The 22,874-nt window shown below is 39.4% G+C and carries 9 protein-coding genes; all 9 read right to left on the minus strand.

The features are described 5' to 3' along the window. Nucleotides 1-17 precede the first annotated feature (17 nt). The 9 genes from V7L31_RS25425 to V7L31_RS25465 all read right to left on the minus strand — a co-directional run bounded on the left by V7L31_RS25425 (nucleotide 18) and on the right by V7L31_RS25465 (nucleotide 22,850). Nucleotides 18-6,551 carry a non-ribosomal peptide synthetase/type I polyketide synthase gene (locus V7L31_RS25425; RefSeq protein ID WP_334698831.1) on the minus strand — a complete coding sequence of 2,178 codons (6,534 nt, stop codon included), beginning with the start codon at nucleotides 6,549-6,551 and terminating at the stop codon, nucleotides 18-20. Nucleotides 6,552-6,591: 40 nt separating this feature from the next. After that, nucleotides 6,592-7,893, minus strand: coding sequence for an SAM-dependent methyltransferase (locus tag V7L31_RS25430; RefSeq protein WP_334698832.1), 1,302 nt, complete (start codon nucleotides 7,891-7,893; stop codon nucleotides 6,592-6,594). 1 nt (nucleotide 7,894) lies between these two features. Further along, nucleotides 7,895-11,248, minus strand: coding sequence for a non-ribosomal peptide synthetase (locus V7L31_RS25435; protein WP_334698833.1), 3,354 nt, complete (start codon nucleotides 11,246-11,248; stop codon nucleotides 7,895-7,897). A gap of 53 nt (nucleotides 11,249-11,301) precedes the next feature. Further along, nucleotides 11,302-11,553, minus strand: coding sequence for an acyl carrier protein (locus V7L31_RS25440; protein ID WP_334698834.1), 252 nt, complete (start codon nucleotides 11,551-11,553; stop codon nucleotides 11,302-11,304). Then, the gene (locus V7L31_RS25445) at nucleotides 11,550-13,091 is read right to left on the minus strand and encodes a class I adenylate-forming enzyme family protein (RefSeq protein ID WP_334698835.1); all 1,542 of its coding nucleotides are present in this window, start codon (nucleotides 13,089-13,091) and stop codon (nucleotides 11,550-11,552) included. Before V7L31_RS25445 ends, V7L31_RS25440 begins: the two co-directional genes overlap by 4 nt. A 56-nt stretch (nucleotides 13,092-13,147) precedes the next feature. Next, nucleotides 13,148-13,690, minus strand: coding sequence for a chorismate--pyruvate lyase family protein (locus V7L31_RS25450; RefSeq protein WP_334698836.1), 543 nt, complete (start codon nucleotides 13,688-13,690; stop codon nucleotides 13,148-13,150). 650 nt (nucleotides 13,691-14,340) lie between these two features. Continuing rightward, nucleotides 14,341-16,359, minus strand: coding sequence for an ABC transporter ATP-binding protein/permease (locus V7L31_RS25455; RefSeq protein ID WP_334698837.1), 2,019 nt, complete (start codon nucleotides 16,357-16,359; stop codon nucleotides 14,341-14,343). Between the two features lie 352 nt (nucleotides 16,360-16,711). Continuing rightward, a complete protein-coding gene (locus tag V7L31_RS25460) occupies nucleotides 16,712-18,124 on the minus strand; it encodes an MFS transporter (protein WP_334698838.1) in 1,413 nt (470 codons plus the stop codon). 79 nt (nucleotides 18,125-18,203) lie between these two features. Further along, nucleotides 18,204-22,850 (minus strand): amino acid adenylation domain-containing protein, encoded by a 4,647-nt coding sequence (locus V7L31_RS25465; RefSeq protein ID WP_334698839.1) that lies wholly within the window; start codon nucleotides 22,848-22,850, stop codon nucleotides 18,204-18,206. Between the last annotated feature and the right edge of the window lie 24 nt (nucleotides 22,851-22,874).

The following is a 22,874-nucleotide window of genomic DNA, read 5'->3' on the forward strand; positions in this document are numbered from 1 at the left end:
ACCTAATTCGTAATTATTTATATTGCGATTTCTTCTCTATCAATTGCATCTAAGTTAGTATCTAATTGTTGCTCTAGCTTGGGAGCTATTTCTGCTATTGTGGGAAACTCAAACAAACTGTCTACAGATAATTGAATAGCAAAATTATTTCGTAGTCGAGTGATAAATTGCACACCTATTAGTGAATCTCCTCCCAATTCAAAAAAGTTGTCATGGATTCCCACGAGTTTAATTGCCAACAATTCTTGCCAGATATCGGCAATTTTTTCTTCAAGCTCATTGCGGGGAGCTACATAGGAATTGGGCAAATTTGGTCTAGTGTGGATAGTAGATAAGTTTTCTGGCTGAGAATGATTGTAGTTTGGTGAAGATGTAATTTTAAAAAATTCATCGCTATGTTTTTTTGGTGATTCAATCCAATAACGTTGGCGTTCAAAAGGATAAGTTGGTAAGGGAAGACGAGAATACTCATCCTGACTATAAAATCCAAACCAATCTATCTTGACTCCAGCCAACCAAAGTTGACCTAATGTAGTAAATAAAACATGATTATCGGATTTATTGTCTTGGGGATGACGTACCGAAGTTAAAACGGTTTGTGTGGCGACTTTATCTGGATGTCTTTTAACAAATGTAGTTAGTGTATGTCCTGGCCCTACTTCTAATAAGACTTGTTCCGGTGTTGCCAATAATTTCTCTACACCTTGAGCAAACAGCACTGTAGAACGCAAATGTTGAGTGTAGTAATCAGGATTGGTGGCTTGAGTGACTGTAATCCAAGTACCAGTTAGATTGGAGATATAAGGAAGTTTGGGGGGATTTAAAGTGATTTTTTTGACTTCCTGTGCAAATGCGTCCAAGATGGGTTGCATCATCTGGGAATGGAAGGCATGGGAAGTATGCAGACGGCGGCATTCAATTCCTTGAGCAGCAAGCTGATTTTGTAGCGCCTCTATTGCGGCTACAGAACCAGAAACTACACACTGCGAAGGTTGATTAATCGCTGCAATAGAAAGTTCTGATCCTAACAGGGATTTTACCTTTTCTGCGGGCAGGGGAACTGAAAGCATAGCCCCAGTGGGAAGCTGCTGCATCAATTGTCCGCGTGCTGCTACTAGAGATAAAGCATCTTCTAAGGAAAAAACTCCGGCGAGAGTTGCTGCTACATATTCGCCAATACTATGACCGATCGCAGCTTGTGGTTCCACTCCCCAAGACTGCCATAATTGGGCTAGGGCGTATTCAATTACAAAAATAGCAGGTTGAGCGTAGATGCGAAGCAGCTTGTCATCAGACATCGCTGTTTGTTGAAGTTGCTGCGATGCTTCATCAATCTTGTCTTCACTAGGATAAAGAATATGACGTAAATCTAACCCTAGTAAGGGTTTAAGAATTTCTGAGCAGTAATCAACTTGTTCTTTAAATACTGCCTGAGTTTCATAAATTTCCCGCGCCATGTTGACATACTGAGAACCCTGACCGGGAAACATAAAGACCACAGGCCGTTCTGTAATCTCTGTATAATTGGTAAAAACTTGTTTTTGCTCTATAGCATCTTCTAAGTCTTGAGCAATTAACATCCGGCGGTAATTAAAACCCCGACGACCACTATTAATTGTATAAGCTACATCACCTAGATTAAGTTCTGGATGCTCTTTTAAATGCGTGATTAAGTTATTTGTTGCTGTTTCCAATGCATTCTCAGTTTTAGCAGAAAGAACCAAAAGTTGATAATTTCTCCCCTGCTCCCCTGCTCCCCTGCTCCCCTGCTCAAAAACTGGTGCTTCTTCTAAAATCACATGAGCATTAGTACCACCCATACCAAAGGAACTAACTCCAGCACGGCGAGGAGTATTATCTGTTTTCCATTCCTTTAAACTTGTATTGACATAAAAAGGACTGTTAGCAAAATCAATTTTGGGTGATGGTGTCTCAAAATGCAAACTAGGAGGCAGCATTTTATTTTGTAGTGATAATACCGTCTTAATCAAACCTGCGACACCTGCGGCTGTATCCAAATGTCCCAAGTTACTTTTTAGCGAACCAATAGCACAGAAACCTTTTTTATCTGTGGCTTGCCTAAAAGCTTGAGTTAAAGCGGCAATTTCAATCGGATCTCCTAAAGGTGTGGCTGTACCATGAGCTTCGATGTAGGAAATTGTTTCGGCATCTACACCAGCTATAGCTTGAGCTTCGCCAATTACTGCTGCTTGACCACTAACACTAGGAGCAGTGTAACCGACTTTCATCGCACCATCATTATTGATCGCTGAACCTTTAATGATTGCATGGATGTAGTCGCGATCGCTGATTGCATCCTCTAATCTTTTCAATACCACAATCCCAGCACCACTACCTGCAATTGTTCCTTGTGCTTTAGCATCAAAACTACGGCAATGTCCATCTGGGGAAAGAATCATTCCTTCTTGATACAAATAACCTGTTTTTTGGGGAACACCCAGAGACACTCCACCAGCTAAAGCCATGTCACATTCACGATTTAAAAGGCTTTGACAAGCTTGATGAACTGCAACCAAAGAAGTAGAACAGGCTGTTTGTACATTGACTGCTGGCCCGGTTAAGTCGAGTTTATAGGCTACTCTTGTCGGTAAAAAGTCTTTTTCGTTAGAAACTACTAATTGAAGGTAGTCAAGTGTTTCTAATAATTGATGATTAGAATATATATTTTTGATCGCATAATGATTCATCCCTACACCAGCATAAACCCCTACAGAACCATTGTATGTTTGTGGGTCATAACCAGCTTTTTCTATTGCTTCCCAAGCCAACTCTAAAAATAAGCGTTGTTGTGGGTCTATTAACTCAGCTTCTTTAGCACTATAAGCAAAGAAATTTGCATCAAACAATTCAATGTCTGATACAACAGGACTAGCTTTCACATAATTAGGATTATTCAATAAATTTGGAGAAACACCAGATTCTAACAACTCTTCATCGGTAAATATGGAAATAGATTCTACACCATTATGTATATTCTGCCAAAAAGATTCAATATCTTTGGCTCCGGGAAACCGACCAGCAACAGCAATAATTGCTATTTTTAAATTGTTATCACGAGCATTATTTATCTGGGAGTGATATTGTTGTCTGGATTCTAGTTGTTGGATATTTAAAGATTTGATTTTTTTAGGAGATTGATTATTAGAATTATTTTGCTTGATGCTATCTGTTTTGCGATCTTTCCTATTTAAGTATTGGCTTAAACTATGTATAGTTGGGTAATTAAACATATCAACTATTGAAACTTCAAAGCCAAACATTTCTTGCAATTGCTGATTAATCTTTACTAGTAGTAAAGAATGTCCTCCTAGTTCAAAGAAATTATTATAAATACCTACTTTTTCTACTTTTAATGCTTTTTGCCAAATATCAGCGAGAATTTTCTCCGCTTCTGTATTTGGCATCACATAATCTGATAATTCTTGATGTAAATCTGGGTCAGGTAGAGCGCGACGGTTGACTTTGCCATTGGGTGTTAGAGGTAGGGAATCTAATATCACAAAAGCAGATGGCAGCATATACCCAGGCAATTTATCGGCAAGGAACTGGCGCAGTTCGCCCGTTTTGAGTGTCACATTTTTTTGTGGTACTACATAAGCAACTAAACACTTAGCACCTACACTGTCTTCCTTGGCGATGACGCAAGATACTTTAACATCACAATTTTGGCTTAGTACTGCTTCAATTTCGCCTAATTCAATGCGGAAGCCCCGAATTTTTACTTGATTGTCAATGCGTCTGATATATTCAATGTTGCCATCGGGTAAATAGCGTACTAAATCCCCAGTTTTGTAGAGGTGCGAATGTCGGTTAGTGCTAAATGGATTAGGAATAAATTTCTCTTGTGTTAATTCTGGGCGATTCAGGTAGCCGCGTGCTAATCCTACTCCACCAAGGTACAATTCTCCTGGTATACCAATCGGTACAGGTTGTAAGTTTTGGTCTAATAAATAGATTTGGGTATTGGAAATTGCCCGACCAATGGGAATAGTAGCGGTTTTTATTGATAATTCCTCTACCAAATACCAAGCAGAAAATGTGGTATTTTCTGTTGGGCCATAGACATGAAGTAAGTGCTGTGGTGCGCCTTTGTCTAAGACTTCTTGCACCCATCCGGGGTTAACCGCTTCACCACCAAATAATAAATATCGTAAAGAACTAAATGCTTGCGGTACAAAACTGGCTAACTGATTGAATAAAGCTGTGGTTAAAAATAAGACGCTGACCTCACCAGAGTGCATATTTGCAGCAAATTCTTTCGGATTGAGCATTACAGATTGATTGAGAATAACTAGTTTTGCTCCGTGAAGTAATGCTCCCCAAATCTCGAAAGTAGCAGCATCAAAAGCAATATTCGCTGCTTGAGCAACGCGGTCATCGGGTGTTAATTGTATGTAGTTGGTATTGAAGATTAGCCGATTTACAGCCTGATGAGTGACGACTACTCCCTTGGGTGTTCCTGTAGAGCCGGAGGTGTAAATCACATAAGCTAGGTTTTGAGAGCTAACTGTGCTGTTGAGATTATCCTGATTTACTTCCTGAATACTTTGCCAGTCTTTATCTAAGCAGACAACACGCGCTTGATGTCCAGGTAGTGACTCTACTAATTTCTCTTGAGTCAACAGCACTTTGACCTGAGTATCTGCCAGCATAAATTGTAAGCGTTCTTGGGGATACTCTGGGTCAAGTGGTACATAAGCCCCACCTGCTTTGAGAATGGCTAGTAGTCCCACAACCATTTCTAAAGAACGCTCGACACACAAACCAACCAGGACATCTGCTTCCACTCCTAAAGACTTGAGGTAGTGTGCTAATTGGTTAGCCTGACAGTTCAATTTATTGTAGGTCAGTTGGCGATCGCCAAACACAACTGCAACTGCATCTGGTGTACGTTCAACTTGCTCCTCAAACAATTGATGGATACACTTATCATCAGGGTAATCGGTCTGAGTATTGTTCCATTCAACCAATAATTGATGCTGCTCAACTTGTGTCAGCAGTGGCAATCGGGAAATTTTCTCTTCTGGGTTAGCAACAATACCTTTAAGCAATGTCTGAAAATGCCCAGCCATGCGCTCAATTGTGCTGGTATTAAATAAGTCGGTGTTATACTCCCATACACTCACCAGTCCAGCAGCAGTGTTTTCTATTAATAAAGTTAAATCAAACTTGGTAGTTGTAGTTTCTGTGGGCAATGAAGTGACAGTTAACCCACTCAACTCTACTGGAGTTATGGAAGTATCCTGAAGAATAAATGTTACTTGAAATAGGGGTGTATGGCTGAGGTCTCTTTGCGGTTGTAATGCTTCAACCAGCATTTCAAAGGGGAAATCTTGATGATTGTATGCCTCCATTGTTATTTCACGAACACGACTTAGTAATTCGTGAAAGCTGGGATTACCTGCCAAGTTGGTACGCAAAACTAAAGTATTGACAAAAAAGCCGATTAGTGATCCAAGTTCTTGGCGATCGCGGTTAGCGAAAGGTGAACCGATACAAATATCATCATGACCACTGTAACGATGCAGTAAAACGGTATAAGCTGTCAGCAGGGTCATAAACAAAGTGACACCTGATTTTTGGCTAAAAGTTACTAGTTGAGAACTTAAATCTTTGTCAATTTGAAATCTGCTGGTGCTACCAGAAAAAGTCTGCACTGGGGGGCGCGGATAATCCGTTGGCAACTCCAATAACGGCGGTGCATCAGCTAACTGTTGTTTCCAGTAATCAAGTTGCTTTTGTTGAATTTCTTGAGTTAAACATTGGCGTTGCCAGAGGGCAAAATCAGCATATTGTATCGCTAACTCTGGTAAGGGATTTGGTTGTTTTTTAGTAAAAGCATCATAAATAACTGCTAACTCTTTGAAAAATACCTCCATTGACCAGGCATCAGTAATTATGTGGTGCATAGTCAATACTAATAAGTGAGATTCTACCGCTTGGCGCAGTAGAGTAACTCGTAGTAAAGGATCGATACTTAAATCAAAAGGTTGCTGAATTTCTTTAGTAACTAGTTGTTGAATTTCAACTGCTTCTAATCCTTCTACATCCACTACTAGGATGCTAATAGTCAAAGTAGGGATAATCTTCTGTATTGCCAATCCATCTACTGTTGGGAAAACAGTCCGTAAAGCTTCGTGCCGACGGATAATTTCATTGAAACTCTGCTCTAATACGGCTACGTTTAGCGCACCAGTAATCCGCAGTTGTACAATGCCATTATAAAAAGGGTTTTGTTTATCTAACTGATGGATAAACCACAATCTTTGTTGACTAAAGGATAGATGTAAATGCCTATCTCTATCAACAGGTAAAATAGGTTCAAAAGCTAATTTATTTTCACTTCTTGCTTCTTGAAGACAACTAAGTATTTCTTTTTTTCGCTCTATCAACTCCTGCTTGATGGTTGGAGTCATTACTCCTTTGGGAGCGCGAAAGCGCAGCTGGTCATTTTCAATCCAAACTTTTATGTCTAAACTGTTTAGTAAAGATAAAAATTCAAATACTGTGATTTTATTACTATTACTCATATCTTTTATATTTTACTAGCAAAGCACAATAATATATCTACTAATTTATTGCTGTTACGATAGAGCTTTTTATTTTAGAATCAACAGTATATTGCGAAAAAACTTTTTCATAGAAATGCGTTTGTTTAAATACCCTTTTATAATGATAAGAATGGTATTCAAATGAGATTTTTTCTCCCGTGATTTTAATTACTGATCCTTCTATTTTATAGTCTGGGTTCAGATTGTTATCGCAAAGTGAGCTACTACAAATGACTTCAAGTTTATCTCCTTCAGAAACTTGAATCCCCGGAGAGAAGACTGGAAAATATACAGGTAGCCAGCAATATTCATGCTCTAATACATCGATAACTTCTCCCTCTATTGTGTGTAGATTTAACCAGACAACAAAGCCATCCAATCTCGAATCTTTTAAAATGGTGAGATTGCCTTCGTGACTATATTCTGGTTCAACGATACCTGCAAAATCTAGGTCTTCAAAAGTCGAGCTAGTAGAGATTATGCTGGATTTAGAAAAATGTCTCAGACATAGCCTTAAGTCAAAGCGGTATCCAACTTGCTCAAATATTTTACGGGTATAATAAGCTGGAATTTCTGTAAAACCTGGATTTTGCAAAAATTCATCAGGTAAAGAAACACCAGCAATTTTATTAATGCTTCTTGCCGGAATCATTACTCCATCTTCTTTCAAAAATCTTCTGGCGTTATTTAAAATTACTGCCGCGCCTTCAACTCCTCCTATGGAGCCAACAATTTCTGAAACACAAACGTCTGCTAATTCAGGTAGATTAACTTTGGTGGCATCTCCTAAAATTAGGGTTATCTTGTCCGATAATCCAAGTTTGTTGATACAATCTCTGGCTGAGTTGTAAAACTTTTCGCTCATCTCAATTGCATAGACTTTCCGCGCATTGGCTTCTGCACAAAATCTAGCTAAAATTGCATCTTTGCCTGTTCCTATATCAACAACTACTTTATCTTTGACTAACTGATTAATAGCCGCTTTATAGCTGTCATTTCTGCGGCGATCGTTGGTGAGAACGTAGTACAAAAACTCGTCATAGACAAAGAACTCTGCTAATGATGGCCACAGTTCAATTTGATTGGGCTTTTCACTTTCTAACTCAAATATTGACTGGACATCAGTTACTAGACGTTTATCACCTCTGACATCTTTTGCTTGTTTGAGAAATGTAACTATTTCTATTTTTCGCTCCACTAATTCTTGTTTAAGATTTGATGTCATTACTCCTTTGGGAGCGCGATAGCGTAATTGCTCATCTTCAATCCAGACTTTGATGCCTGAACTTTTGAGTGAAGCTAAAAATTCAACTGTTGTCATTTTATAAACACCCCTCTTCGTATTCTTCTTCTATGTCAGTCTTCAAAATATCTTCTGTAGCAATTCGCAGCACCTCAATGTTGTGAGCTAACTCAGCTACAGTAGGAGATACAAATAAACGGTGTAAAGACAAATCAATAGAGAAAGCAACGCGCAACCGAGAAATTACTTGCGCCCCCAAGAGGGAATTTCCTCCCAATTCAAAAAAGTTATCGTGAATACCTACTTGGTCTACTTTCAGGATGTCAGCCCAAATTTTGACTAATATTTCTTCTTCTGGGGTGCGTGGGGCTACAAAACTTACCTCTATTCCCTGACGCGACTCTGGAGCAGGTAAGGCGCGTCTATCTACCTTACCGTTAGATGTCAGAGGTAAAGATTCCAGCATGACAAAAGCACCTGGAACCATGTAGCTTGGTAGTTGCTCGCTGAGGAAGCGACGCAGTTGTGCGACGGTAAGAGATTGTTCTTGATTCGACACTACGTAAGCTACAAGATGTTTGTTGCCCGGTTCCTCTTCTTGAACCACTACGACACTTTCCCAAACATTTGGGTGTGCAGCTAGTAATGCTTCAATTTCGCCCAACTCAATGCGGAAGCCGCGAATCTTAACTTGATTATCGATGCGTCCTAAATACTCTAAATCGCCATTGGGCAAATACCGCGCCAAGTCTCCTGTTTTATATAGTCTCGCTTGGAGGTTGTCGCTAAAAGGATGATAGATAAACCGTTCTGCTGTCAGTTCTGGACGATGGAGATAGCCGCGTGTCACTCCTGCACCACCAACGTACATCTCACCCCTAACACCAATTGGCACTGGTTGTTTATATTCATCCAGCACATACACCTGTAAGTCGGGTATGGGACGACCAATGACACTGGTTGTATGGTTTAAATCGGCTTTGCTCAATGGGCGATAAGTGACGTGTACAGTGGTTTCTGTAATCCCGTACATATTCACTAATTGGGGTGAGATGTCGCCATGTCGCTCAAACCAAGGCTGTAGGCTGTTGATTTCTAAGGCTTCCCCACCAAAAATTACTAAGCGTAAGTTTAATTCCCCAGGCGTTACACCTAACTGTTCGGCTTGAATTAATTGACGGAATGCTGAGGGTGTTTGGTTGAGAACTGTAACTTGTTGTTGAACTAATAATTGGTAGAATGATTCGGGCGATCGCGTCACTAAATACGGTACTACTACCAGTCTCCCACCATACAACAATGCGCCCCAAATTTCCCACACGGAAAAGTCAAAAGCATAAGAGTGGAAAATTATCCAGACATCTTGGGAATTAAATTTATACCAAGAGTCTGTGGCTGCAAACAGACGTACTATATTAGCGTGGTTGACTAATGTACCTTTCGGTTGACCTGTTGAGCCTGATGTGTAGATGACGTAGGCTAAATTATCGGTTGTAGAGCTAGTAACAGGATTATCTTTACTTTCTTGAGAGATGTCTTGCCAGTCTTTATCTAAGCAGACTACACGGGCGCTATGTTCTGGTAAGGTAGTAAGCAATTTCTCTTGAGTCAACAGTACCCGTACTTGTGAATCGTTGAGCATATATGCCAAGCGTTCAGTCGGATAGTCTGGATCGAGTGGGACATAAGCCCCGCCTGCTTTGAGTATGCCCAATAGTCCTACAATCATTTCTATTGAGCGTTCCACACACAACCCCACCAACACGTCTGCGCCTACACCTAAAGACTTCAGGTAGTGCGCCAAAGAGTTAGCACGAGTATTCAACTGTTGATAGGTAAGTTGTTGATTTTCAAATACCACCGCGACACCATCGGGGGTACGTTTAACTTGCTCCTCAAATAACTGATGGATGCACTTATCAGCCGGATATTTCGCCTGAGTATCGTTCCATTGGACTAATTGTTGTTGTTCAGGTTGTGTCAGCAAAGGTAATTGCGAAATTCGCCCTTCTGGGTTAGCAACAATTCCTTCTAGCAAGGTGACAAAATGCCCCACCATTCGGGTAATTGTCGCTTCCTCAAATAAGTCTGAGTTGTACTCTAAACTCCCACTCAGCCCTTGCTCAGTTTCCGTCATCAACAAAGTTAAATCAAACTTGGCTGTCGGAGTTTCTACTTCTAAAGAATTGATAGATAAACCAGGCAATTCCAATTTTCCAGGCGGCGTATTTAGCAAAACGAACATCACCTGAAACAATGGAGAGTAGTTAAGATTTCTTTCTGGCTGTAAGGTTTCTACTACTTGCTCAAACGGCACATCTTGGTGAGAGTATGCTTCCGTTGCCACTTGGCGTACTCTTTGCAGTAACTCCCAAAAGCTAGGATTGCCAGAAACGTCAGTACGCAATACCAAAATGTTGACAAAAAAGCCGATGAGAGATTCTATTTCACTACGGTTGCGGTTAGCTATTGGAGAACCGACAAGGATATCTTGTTGATTGCTGTAGCGCGATAGTAAGATGACAAAGCCAGTCAGCAAAGTCATGAATAAGGTTGCACCTGACTTTTCGCTAAGGCTTTTGAGTTTTTGAGTCAGATGGTCATCTAAACGAAAACGCTTGATAGCCCCACGGTTTGTCTGTATTGCTGGGCGTACTCGGTCGGTTGGAAGTTCCAGCAGGGGAGGCGCACCTACTAATTGTTGCTTCCAGTAGTCCAGTTGAGTGTCTATGACTTGACCTTGCAACCATTGTCTTTGCCAAACAGCAAAGTCTGCATACTGGATGGGCAGATTAGGCAATGGAGAAGATTTACCAGTAGAAAAAGCTGTGTACAAAGCTGTGAGTTCGCGCCACAAAATACCTTCAGACCAACCATCAAAGGCAATGTGGTGGACACTCAGGAGTAAGACATATTCATTTTCACCCAACCGCACTAAGAAAGACCGCAACAGCGATCCTTGCTCTAAATTAAAAGGTTGTTGAACTTCGTTTTTAACTAGTTGTAAAACTTGAGTTTCTCTTTCTTGTTCAGGAAGTTCCTGAAGATTGACTACAGGTAAGGTCAATTTGAGGCTGGGAGAAATTACTTGAACGGGCTTGTTTTCCACAGCCACAAAGGTAGTCCGCAATGCTTCGTGGCGTTGGATAATTTCATTGAAACTATCTTCTAATGCAGTAATATTTAACAAACCCTGAAGATGAAAAGCAAAGGAAACATTATAAGTAGAGCTATCTGACTGCAACTGGTAAAGGAACCATAATCTTTCTTGAGAAAAAGACAAAGGCAAGTCTTCATTGTGAGATACAGGTACTAAAGCTGGAGCTTGATTTTGTACTTCGAGAATGCTTGCGATCGCTTTCCAGATATCTTCTCCTGTTTTTACTGACTTATTTAGTTCTACTAGTGGATTTATTTCCGCAGAATTACTCATTTTAGTCTTTTTGCTTCAGGTTTTCAGAGATATACTGGAGTTTCTAAAAATTATCAGCCTTGCTTTTCATTAATTAGCTTGACAATACTTGCTACACTTTGAAAATTTTCGGCATTAATATCACTAGCTACAAATTTAATCCCAAAAGTATTTTGTAGTTTCAGCACAAGTGTCATGGCATTAACAGAATCCAGACCTATGCCAAAAAGATTACTAGAGTCTGACAAATCTTCACTATTCAGATTTGGTAAAACACTTAGGACAACGTTTTTAGTTTTTACTTCAATTAAATCAATGCTTTTCATGATTTTATTGGTTCTGACAAGTTATCAATTAAATTTTTTCTTAATACTTTGCCTAATGGATTTTTGGGAATTTCATCACGAAATTCAATAATTCTTGGGATTTTAAAATCAGCTAACTTGCCACTACAATAAGTTAAAATATCTTTTTCATCACAACTATCTCGATTTTCAGGTACAATAACAGCTTTAATAATTTCTCCTGCATACAAGCCTTTGATCCCAACAACAACGGCTTCTTTAACTTGATGATAAGTTATCAAAATATTTTCTATTTCTAATGGATCGACTTTGTGACCACCTGTATCAATGAAGATTTGCTTTCTTCCAGTAATGTAAATGCGTCCGGCTTCATCTTTGTTACCTAAATCACCCGTAAAAAATGACCCATCTTTAAATACTTGTTGATTCAGTTCTGGTTTATTGCTATATCCTGGCGTTATTGCTTGACTTTTGATGACTATTTCTCCAATACTGCCAGTTGGAAGTTCTTTACCTGCATCATCAATAATCTTAATTTCAATATTTTTTAAAGGGCATCCTACAGAATCGTATGTGTTTTTTAGGTCTTCATCCAGATTAATCGCCACCGAACCGGCTTCTGTGCAACCGTAAAGTTGTCTTACAGGAATGCCGAATCTTTGAAAAAACTTATCAAAGATATCTTTTGATAAAAAGTTTCCCGCAGAAAAGCACAGTCTCAGTGTGGAAACATCAAATTGAGTGTCATCTGGTGTTTCTGCTAGAGTATTAAATATATAAGGAACAGCAGGTAAGATGGTAATTTTTTCTTTTTCTATAAGTTCTAAGACTCTGGAACGTCTAAAAACAAATGGCACTTCAATGGTTTTCCCTTGATGTGAAACTTGTTCTAAAATCACCAGAGTTGCACCATTACAAGTAGCTGCTAGTAGGCAATTTCCTAAGCCATGTGCGTGATAAAGTGGCACTACACATAAAATATTATCTGCTGAAGTTATGTTAGTAGTTTCAGTAAAATTTTTAACTTCGTGATATAAATTATTTTGAGTTCTACAAACTTTCTTTGGTCTGCCTGTAGAACCAGAGGAATATTGATAAAGTACATCACCTGTAAAAGTAGAGGTATTTTCTGTAATTGTTGAGTTATTTACTTCTTTAGTAAGTAGAGTAACATCATCAAGGACAATTAATTCTATTTTTTTGTCTATTTTTGAGATGATTTTACGACTAATTTCTGCACCATCGCTATTGGTAACAATTGCATTAGCATTGCTGTCAATAATGTAGTATTTAATTTCATTTTCTTTGAGAAGAGGATTGATTGGCAAAGCTACAGCATTTAGTTTAGCGGTGGCATAAAAGGCGATCGCAAATTCTGGAACGTTAGGTAAAATTAAGGCTATGCAATCACCTTGGCTAATACCAATTTTGCTTAAATGGTTACTTAAATGTGTAATATAAGCATAGAGTTCTTGATAACTAATCTTTAATTGATTGTAGGATATCGCAGTTTTTTCAGGGTCATTTTTGACAATTTCGGCAAGCCTTTGTTTTAACATTTTTATTCTTCCATTACTTGTTAAAAGTATACAGGCTTAAGTAAACCCGCCCTGATTTAGAAAATAAATCGTTCATTATCTTTGATAAAATAGCTTTGTGGGAACTTTTCTGTAATCATCATTATCGGTTGTTTATTAGAAAAAACCCGATAAGTCCGAGAAAACATTTTATCTTCTTTTGAGATATTAAAATAATGAAATAATTCTTCAGATGTTTCTATACCTGAATCAATTATTTCTTTAAAAGTTTCAAGTTTATGCTCTAACCAGAGCCTACCTATTGGTTCCTGCGATTCAATTAGTCTAGACTTGAATCTACTATCTAGTCTTTCAGGTACGATTATAGATTCAGCATAAATAAAGTTATTTAAACTAATCTTGCCGCGTAATAAAACTTTTCTGTTAATTACTTGAGTATTTACTTCTAAATCTAAAGCGGGAATAGGTTTTGCAGTTTTAATTATTTCTTCTGATAATTTAACTAATTGAATTTTTTCTAATAGATAAGCCTCTAAGATTTCTGTCAAGGTTCCATCCGTTGTAAGTAAAATTCTTTGAAAAGAACTTAAATTACGTGGTTCAATATATTTTGTTGTCAAGATTTTCTGCATCTTTCTAATTAATAGTTTATATAAATATTATGTTGGCAGAAATGTATATAAAGCTTGTATATCTACTTATAGCATCAATGCTGAGTCATGGATGGTGAATAAGAGTATTAGTCACTTGCGAAAAGTCTTATGCTTGTGTTTAGTCTGAAGTTGATATTAACAAATTTAAATTTATTTATTATTTATTGCTTTTTTCAAGTATACAACACAAAGATAATCTCAGTTTTATCAATAAAATGCAATAACAGTTAAGACAGTTAAGAAGATAGTTAAAACGTTTCATCAAGAAAGTTAAGCAATTTAAGAAAGTTAAGAAAGTTAAGCCAACACCGCCAACTGGACTCAATACTTATCGGTTAAGAACGAGAGTAAGCGCATCTCAAATGCTACTGACAAGCCGATTTAGAGGCCCCATTATATTGGGATAAACAAGCTGAATCGTCACATCGCTTCTCTACGACACGCTGCGCGAACGTTCTCCTGCCTCCTTTAAAAAAGTTTGGCGATCGCGATCCACAAGAGTAGGAGAACTTGCTTTCTCACCTTTCACTAGCACGATTATCATTTAATTAAAAAACTTGAGGATTTTAAATATTTGACAAAAGTTGCTTCATCTTAGCTCCTAACGGATGTAACCGCTAAACTCTCACCCATTTCAACACTTTGGGATCTTTATCATAGCGATAGATTAAGCCGTCCCTAGTAGTGATAGATTCTCCTTTGCTTGCCTTACTTCTAATAGTGGAAACCGAATAGTGCGTTAAGGCATTTATTTCCTTATGAGAAAGCCTTTTGCTTGTACTGATTTCTGACTCATTTTGGGATTGATCTTGAGATGAATTATCTATTGCGATCTCAGTATTCTTGGAAGTATTGGTGACAATTTCTTTTGTTTTTTGTAACCGATAATCCTGGACAGATACAAGTTGCCAACTGGAATCTTGTGCCAGTTCTAAAACCCATTGATGATAATTAAATAGACTTTCTCTATGTCCAACACTAATAAACGTTGTTTTGGTATCTTGTAACTGTTGATATAAACTTCCTTCATTTGCTAAATCTAAGGCACTTGTGGCTTCATCTAAGATAGTAAAGTTAGGATGAGTAACTAACAATCGTGCAAAAGCAAGGCGTTGTTGTTCTCCCAACGATAGGATATTCTCCCAAGGGACTTCTGCATCAAAGCCGCCAACTTTTTTCACCAAATTTTGCAGGTTAACTTCTTGCAAAACATCTTCGAGTTCTCGATCGCTGACTTGACGAGTTGTCTGTGGATAAAGTAGTTGTTCGCGTAAAGTTCCCAAAATAATATAGGGACGTTGAGGTAAAAACAAGACTTGTTCCAGAGGAGGCCGCAGCAGACGACCCGTTCCCGCATTCCACAAACCAGCGATCGCTCTCAATAGAGAACTTTTACCTCGTCCACTCGGCCCAACAATCAATAAGCCTTCTCCTGGTTGAACAGAAAGTGATAAATTTTCAACGATTACCTGTTCATAATTTGGCGTTTGTAAGGTGACATTCTCGAAAGCTAAACGGTTTTCTTCTATTGTTTTAATAGTACTGACATTCTCTGGTTGTTTGGTAACTGCTTCTAATGCATCTGAAAACTCAGATAAACGCTCAACATAACTGGAAAATCGTCCAGAAGTCCCAAATTCTCTAATTAATGTTGCCATAGCCGAAGCAAACTGATTACAAGCTACACTGGCTTGGACAACTTCTCCGAAATCAGCTTGACCGCTCATATATAAAGGTGCGAGTACCAGATATGGGAATATTTGGATAGCAGACTTATATGCTCCGTCAAAAAGTTCTTGATTATTCTCCCAATTAATCTTGCGTTCGACATTTTTCAGGAGATTAATAAATCTTCGTTGAATTATATTAGATTCTTGGTTTTCTCCCTGAAAAAAAGCTATCGATTCAGCGTGATTACGAACATGAGTCAGACAATAATTGTATTCTGCTTTCCGTTCTAATTCTTCTTGATTAATTTTATTCAGTTGTTGACCTAAGTAAATAGCAATCCAGTTGCCTACAATTGTATAAACAACTAAAACAATTGCAATAAATTGGGAAATTGACCAAAGAATTACTAAAAAAGTAGTCATTTCCAGCACTTTTTCTAGGAAAATAGCTGAAAAACTCAAAGCATTACTGGTAATCGGTTCGATTTCTTGGGAGATTCGTTGATCTGGGTTATCAACATCGGCTCTAAAGTTGATTTTATAATAGGCACGATTGCTCAAATATTTTGATAATGTGTGATTATTTAACCATTTGTACCAATCAAGAGCGATTTTTTTTCTAACAAGTTTAGAAAATCCGTTTAAGAGTGTTATGCAGACAAGAGCAGCAGCGAAAACTACTATTGTATTAATAAAGTTAGGATAATCTTTCTCTTCAATGACATCGGTTATATAGCGAGTAACGAAGCTATTAAAGGCAGTTACGCCCACTAGCGCGATTATTAATAAAATCAGGAGAATCAGCATCCCCCAGATCCGAATCACCTCTGGAAATACTCTTTCCCCGGACTCTGTGGGATACCAGTAAGGCTGAACGATCGCTCTGACATTCTCCCAAAACTTATTAGAAGCCGGAGGAGAAGGATCGTTCTTTAAGGATTGAGCGCGAGAAACTGTGGTTGGCATATTCTAAAATAAGCTGAACATCTTTTTTGGATTGAAAAACAGAAAAATTTAAATTATTAAACAACACAAGATTTGATATAGAACACAAATGTTAAGGGATTTCCAAATAAAAAATATTCAATTATTTACTGTGGGGTGGGCATCTTGCCCGCCATATAAACTGGGCGGGCAAGATGCTCACCCCACAAGATTGGATAATTTATTTCTTGGAGTTCCCTAAATCTAGATATAAACTTTTTACAATTTATGAACCAAATTAATAATTATTTTTTTAAAAATGGTGAATTTAAAAAAAATAATAATTTGTAACCTAGTAGAATTTTTAATCAACCACCACTATGCAACGCCAAATTTAGGATATCAAAGAAACTGCATCATTCTGACTAGAAGCTGTATCAGCAGCGATGCCTGCGGCGGGCGTAGCCATCGCAACTGCATTACTAACATTAGGCAGTTCATCTTCCACAAACCGTAGGCGGGGGTACAGGTAGGCAATAGAGGTTTCTAAAATGGTCAAGACTCCGATAATCATCAGTAGAAGTCCCATCCCACGACCTGACCCCACACCGATGATTTGTCCGATGCTTCCTGCTAAAGAACCGTTAGTAGCCATTAAGGGTTCAAAAACCTTCTCGGCTAAAGGCCCAATCGTGATGTAGCCTAAAGGGAAAGCGGCTGCTTCAATCGCTCCTTTGATCGCAAAAACTCTACCTTGTACATTAGGTTCTACTTTATTTTGCATGACAGCTTGTGTAGAACTGGAAACGATCGGTTGTGTTAGGAAAAATAAGAAAATACCAGCAGTGAAAATGACAAGAGAGGGTTGCAAACCGGCGACGAAAATAAATACGCCACTCAAAAGCATACATCCGTATATGGCATATATGTTGCGTTCTAGCCCTCCCCAAATGCTGACGAGCAAGCCACCTGCTAAAATCGCAATGCCAAATAGCGAAAGAATAGTTCCCAAAAAGCTTACTGAAACGAAATTTAACACTAGCGGAATAGTGATGACATTAATACCTCCCACAATATAAAAGCTGGAAGCTGAGAATAACACTAATCCCAGCAGTCCTGGTCGAGCGATCAAATACGTAAATCCGTAAGTTGCTTCACTTAGGAATGAACTTTTTGCAGTTGCAACATCACTCGTGCTGACTTCCGGGAACCGAACCAGCATCAGGGAGACAACAGCAATAAATACAGCGCTTACGTGAAACAAAATAATCCCTTGCAAATGAACAATGCTTAGTAAAACACCTCCAAGAGTTGGTGCAATGATTAGGGAAATACCATACATCAGACTCATTAGCCCGTTGGCACGATTGAGGTGTTGTTTCGGCACTATTAAGACTGTTGATGCTGTATAAGCAGGTGTGTGAAAAGCCATGAAAACAGCAGTGAAGGTATTGGCTAGGTAAATGTGCCAGACTTCTAACCGACCGATGACAAATAAAACGCCGATCGCGATCGTTCCCAAACACGCCAAGACATCAGCAAAAATCATTGTCTTTCGACGATCCCACTTATCTACCAGAGGCCCAGCGATGGGGGAAATTAAGATTAGCGGTAGAGTATTGAACAGAGAGACTAAAGCAAACTGGGTAACCGATCCGGTGCGATTATAAACCCAGATATCTAAGGCAAAGGCAGTGGTACTCGAACCAATTAAGGCGATCAATTGTCCTAGCCAAACAATAATAAATAGTTGCATTTCCCGTAAAACAGTCAGTCTGGTTTTTTCCATAATCTGTATGTCTGACATAATAATTTACTCTCCAAATCTGACCTCTGTATCTTTATGGTTCAAAAGCGAATTTTATAACCACAAAAACAATCTCAAATTAGCGGGCGGCTATCCCTCCCGCACCTTGCAAAGATGGAATTTGCATCGATTTCTTTTGAGAATTATGGCGCTGAAATAGTAAGGAAAGGTCAGTTAGGCGACATTCTGGATTAGTAATTAGCAACTCAAGCAACATGAGAAACTGAGTTACCGCACGGCTAATAGTAGTAGCATCAAACAAATCAGTTTTGTAACACCATTTTCCTTCAATGCTTCCTAATGTTGTTTGTTGGAGATAAATATCCCAATCAAATTCTGCTGTTTTGCTTTCAACTGACCAGGGATGAACAGTTAAATTTGTCAGTTTTAAATCTGATGGAGGTAAGAAGTTAAACATCACTTGATAGAGCAAAGAATGGCTTGGTTCTAGTTTTGGCTGTAGTGCTTCTACTAACTTCACGAAGGGAATTTCCTGGCGATCGCAGGCTGCCAAAAAACATTCACGCACCTGAGACAGCAACTCGCTCAGACTTGGATCGCCCCCTAAGTATGTACGTATTAGTAATGTGTTAATGAAACATCCAATCAGTTCTTTTGTTTCCAATTGCTGGCGATTGGCAAAGGGAGTGCCCACAATAATATCTGACTGTCCAGTGTAATAAAATAGTACTATTTTAAAGGCTGTTAACAGAGTCACGAATAGAGTTACATTGTGCTGTTGGCTCAGATGTTTAAGAGCATTTGTTAGGCTCTTAGGGATAATGAAGGTTTGACTTGCACCTTGAAAAGTTCGTATTGGTAAGCGCGTATAATCAGTAGGTAACTGTAGCAAAAGTTTGCTGTTTCCTAGTTGCTGCTTCCAGTAGTTAAGGTCAGATACGAAAGCAGGACGAGCAACCCACTGCTGTTGCCAATGGGCAAAGTCAGCATATTGGATGGGTAAATCGGGAAGCGGTGAAGGCTGATCGTGACAAAATGCTGCGTATAATTTTGTTAGTTCCTCTAAAAACACACCCACAGACCAACCATCACAAACTAGATGATGGATAGTTATTATTAGTAAATACTCGGCATCAGAGAGCCGCAGCAACTTAATACGTAATAAAGGCTCTTTTTCTAAATCGAAAGGCCGGGTTTTTTCCTCATTCACAAATCTTTGAACCAGAGTCTTTCGCTCAGTTTTAGAGTCAGAAAGTTTTCGCAAATCTACTACCGAAAATGGCAATACGGGCTGTTGAGCAATTTTTTGAACTACTTGTCTATCTGCGATCGCAAAAGTAGTCCGCAGAGTTTCGTGACGACGGACAATTTCAACGAGGCTTTGCGCTAGAGCAGTGACGTTGAGTAAACCCGTCAAGCGATAAGCCAGTGGAATATTATAGACGGGAACGCCCGGATGCAATTGAGCTAATATCCAAAACTCAAGCTGAGTCAAAGAGATTGGCAACTCTTTTGTGTTTCTGGCTACTGGTTTAAGAGATGGAGTCAGAGGGGCAGAAGAGGATAAGAAAGAATGATTATTTCTCCCCTGCTCCCCTGCTCCTCTGCTCCCCTGCTCCCCTGCCTCTTTTTGGCGATATTCTGAAATTTGCCGATCTAGCTCAACTACCGTCGGGTAATCAAACAAACAGCTTATAGGTAACTCTACTTTGAAGGTTTCTCGCAATCTAGAAATGACTTGCATTGCTGATAGGGAATGCCCTCCCAATGCAAAGAAGTTGTCGTGTATACCAACTTTTTCTAGTCTTAAAACATCGCTCCAAATTTCTGCTAGAACCTCTTCAGTTGCAGTCCGGGGTGGGATTAAGTCTGTAGAAACGTTACGTATTTCCCGACTCAAAGGTGCTGGTAAAGCACGGCGTTCTATTTTACCACTGGGGGTTAGAGGTACATCCAGCAACTTTACAAAAGCAGAAGGTAGCATATATTCGGGTAGCTTTTGTTTGAGGTAACAAAGCAGGTCGCTGGTGTCTAAGTGTTGTTTGGGGACAATGTAGGCGACTAGGCGCTTGTTCCCTGGTTCATCTTCTCTGGGAATAACTACAGCTTCTTTTACCTGTGGGTGTGCGGCGAGTACGGTTTCAATTTCTCCCAGTTCAATGCGAAAGCCCCGCACCTTCACTTGATTGTCAATTCTACCGAGAAATTCGATGTTGCCATCAGCTAAATATCGACCGCGATCGCCTGTCTTATACAAACGATTTCCATCCTTGGCAATGAATTTCTCAGCCGTCAATTCTGGGGAATTAATATAACTTCTAGCGATCGCAACACCGCCAATATACAGTTCTCCAGCAACTCCAATTGGTAATGGTTGCAGATGGCTATCAAGGATGTAGATTTGCGTATTTGCGATCACGCGACCAATAGGCGGAAGTGGCGAAGCATCTTTTAAAGTAAAACTTGTTACTACATGGCTCTCCGTTGGGCCATATTGATTTTGTAGCGTACAACCAGGAAGTTCTCTAAAAAAGTTGGCTAAAACAGGAGTAACTTGTAACTGTTCTCCAGCAGTCATAATCTGCCGCAAAGATGCCGGATAGGTTTGAGCAATAGAGGCAGCATTGGCTAATTGCTGGAGGGCGACGAAGGGCAAAAATAGTCTTTCTATCTTTTCTTTGTCAATTAGCTGTAATAATGCAAACCCATCCTTCTGTATTTCTGCGGTTATTAAAACTAGAGTTCCGCCACTACACCAGGTAGAAAAGATTTCTTGAAAAGAGACATCAAAGCTGATGGAAGCAAATTGCAAGGTTTTGGCATTGGAAGTATTTTCGCCCATTTGCCAATATAAAAGGTTCACTAGAGAACGGTGACTCATAGCTACACCTTTGGGTTTGCCTGTAGAACCAGAAGTATACATGACATAAGCCAAGTTCTCTGGTGTGACTTGACTCACAGGATTTTCCTCGCTGTTTTGGCAGAAATCCGATCTATCTAAGCAAACTACTGTTAATGGTTGCCCAGATAAAGTAATTGATGAATCTGTCAGCAATACCGACGCTTGAGAATTACTCAACATATAATTTAAGCGTTCTTGGGGCGATCGCGGATCTAGAGGTACATAAGCACCGCCAGCTTTGAGGATTGCCAAAAGTCCTATTACCATCGATAAAGAACGCTCAACCCAAATCCCCACCCGCACTTCTGGTTTTACCCCCAGGTTTTGTAGGTGGTGCGCTAACTGATTAGCCTGACAATTTAATTGCTGGTAAGTCAGTTGTTGAGATTGAAAAGAAACCGCTACCGCATCCGGTGTCCGTTCCACCTGTTCTTCAAACAACTGAGCGATACATTTGTGAGGATAATCTACTTGGGTATCATTCCATAGCAAAAATTGGCGCTGTTCGGCAGCAGTTAGCATAGGTATCTCGCCTATCGTCTGCTCAATGTTAGTCACCATACCCTCCAACAAAGTCACAAGATGCCCCATCATCCGGTTAATCGTTTCCCCATCAAAGCGGCTACCATCATAAAGAATGCGTAGGGATAACTCTTGTCCTGGTACAGCAATGACTGTGAGCGGATAATTGGTTTGTTCAATGACGCGCCGTTTGGTAATCTGGATACTGCCACCTAGATTTGATAAAGACGTATCGTGTGGGTAGTTCTCAAATACTACAATGCTTTCAAACAAAGGAGATTCTGGGGGAATTTCACTAACAACCTGAATTTCTACTAACGGACACCAAGAATACTGCGATCGCTCCACCTGTTGAGTCTGCAATTGCCTCAGCCATTGCCATAAAGGCTTGGCTGTTGGGATTTTCACCCTCACTGGTAAAGTATTAATGAATAGTCCCACCATCGATTCCACCCCCGATAGAGTGGGAGGACGACCAGATACAGTTGCGCCAAATAACACCTCAGACTCATCAGTATAGCGACTGAGTAAAAGCGCCCAAGCTGCTTGCACAAAAGTCGAAAGTGTCAAATGATACTGCTGTGCCTGGGACTGTAAAGCCGCAGTTATAGTTGCCGATAAACAGCACTGCTGCTCGTGGTAAGTTTTTGGTTGTGATAAAATCTGCACCTCACCCCGATTTAGTTGCAACCGGGTAGGATTAGTAAAGCCTTGAAGTTGTTGTCGCCAAAATATTTCTGCTGCTTTTAAATCTTGTTGCTGTAACCAATTTATGTAATCTCGATAAGGACGAGGAGTATTTAAATATAAATATTTGCCTTTAAGTAAGGCATTGTAAAAAGCAAAAACTTCTTTGCAGAGAATTGGCCAACTCCAGCCATCAATTAGTAGGTGATGAAAACTCCAGACAAATTCGTAAATATCATCAGCGATTTGAATTAAGCTAAATCGCATAAGTGGAGCTTTGTCAAGAGCAAAACCTTGGACTCGATCTGCTTCTAAAAAAACTTCTAACTGCTCTTGTTGTTCTTCCAAAGATAACGAACGCCAATCATAATTTTGCCAAGGCAACTCCACATCCTTACATACTACTTGCAGAGGCTTTTCTTGCTTTTCCCAAACCACAAGAGTACGCAGAACTGGGTGACGCTTCATAACTCGCAAACAGGCTTGCTGAAGCACCCCAATATCAATATTTCCAGAGAGCGTTAAACAGAACTGCTCAAGATACACCCCAGATTCCGGCTCATACAGAGTATGGAAAAGCATACCCTGCTGCATAGGAGAAAGAGGGTAAATAGATTCAATATTCTTATTTTTAATTATTTCCAACTTGGTCATAATTCGTAATTCGTAATAATAAAC

The sequence above is a fragment of the Nostoc sp. genome (genome assembly GCF_036916655.1).
Lineage (GTDB): Bacteria > Cyanobacteriota > Cyanobacteriia > Cyanobacteriales > Nostocaceae > Nostoc.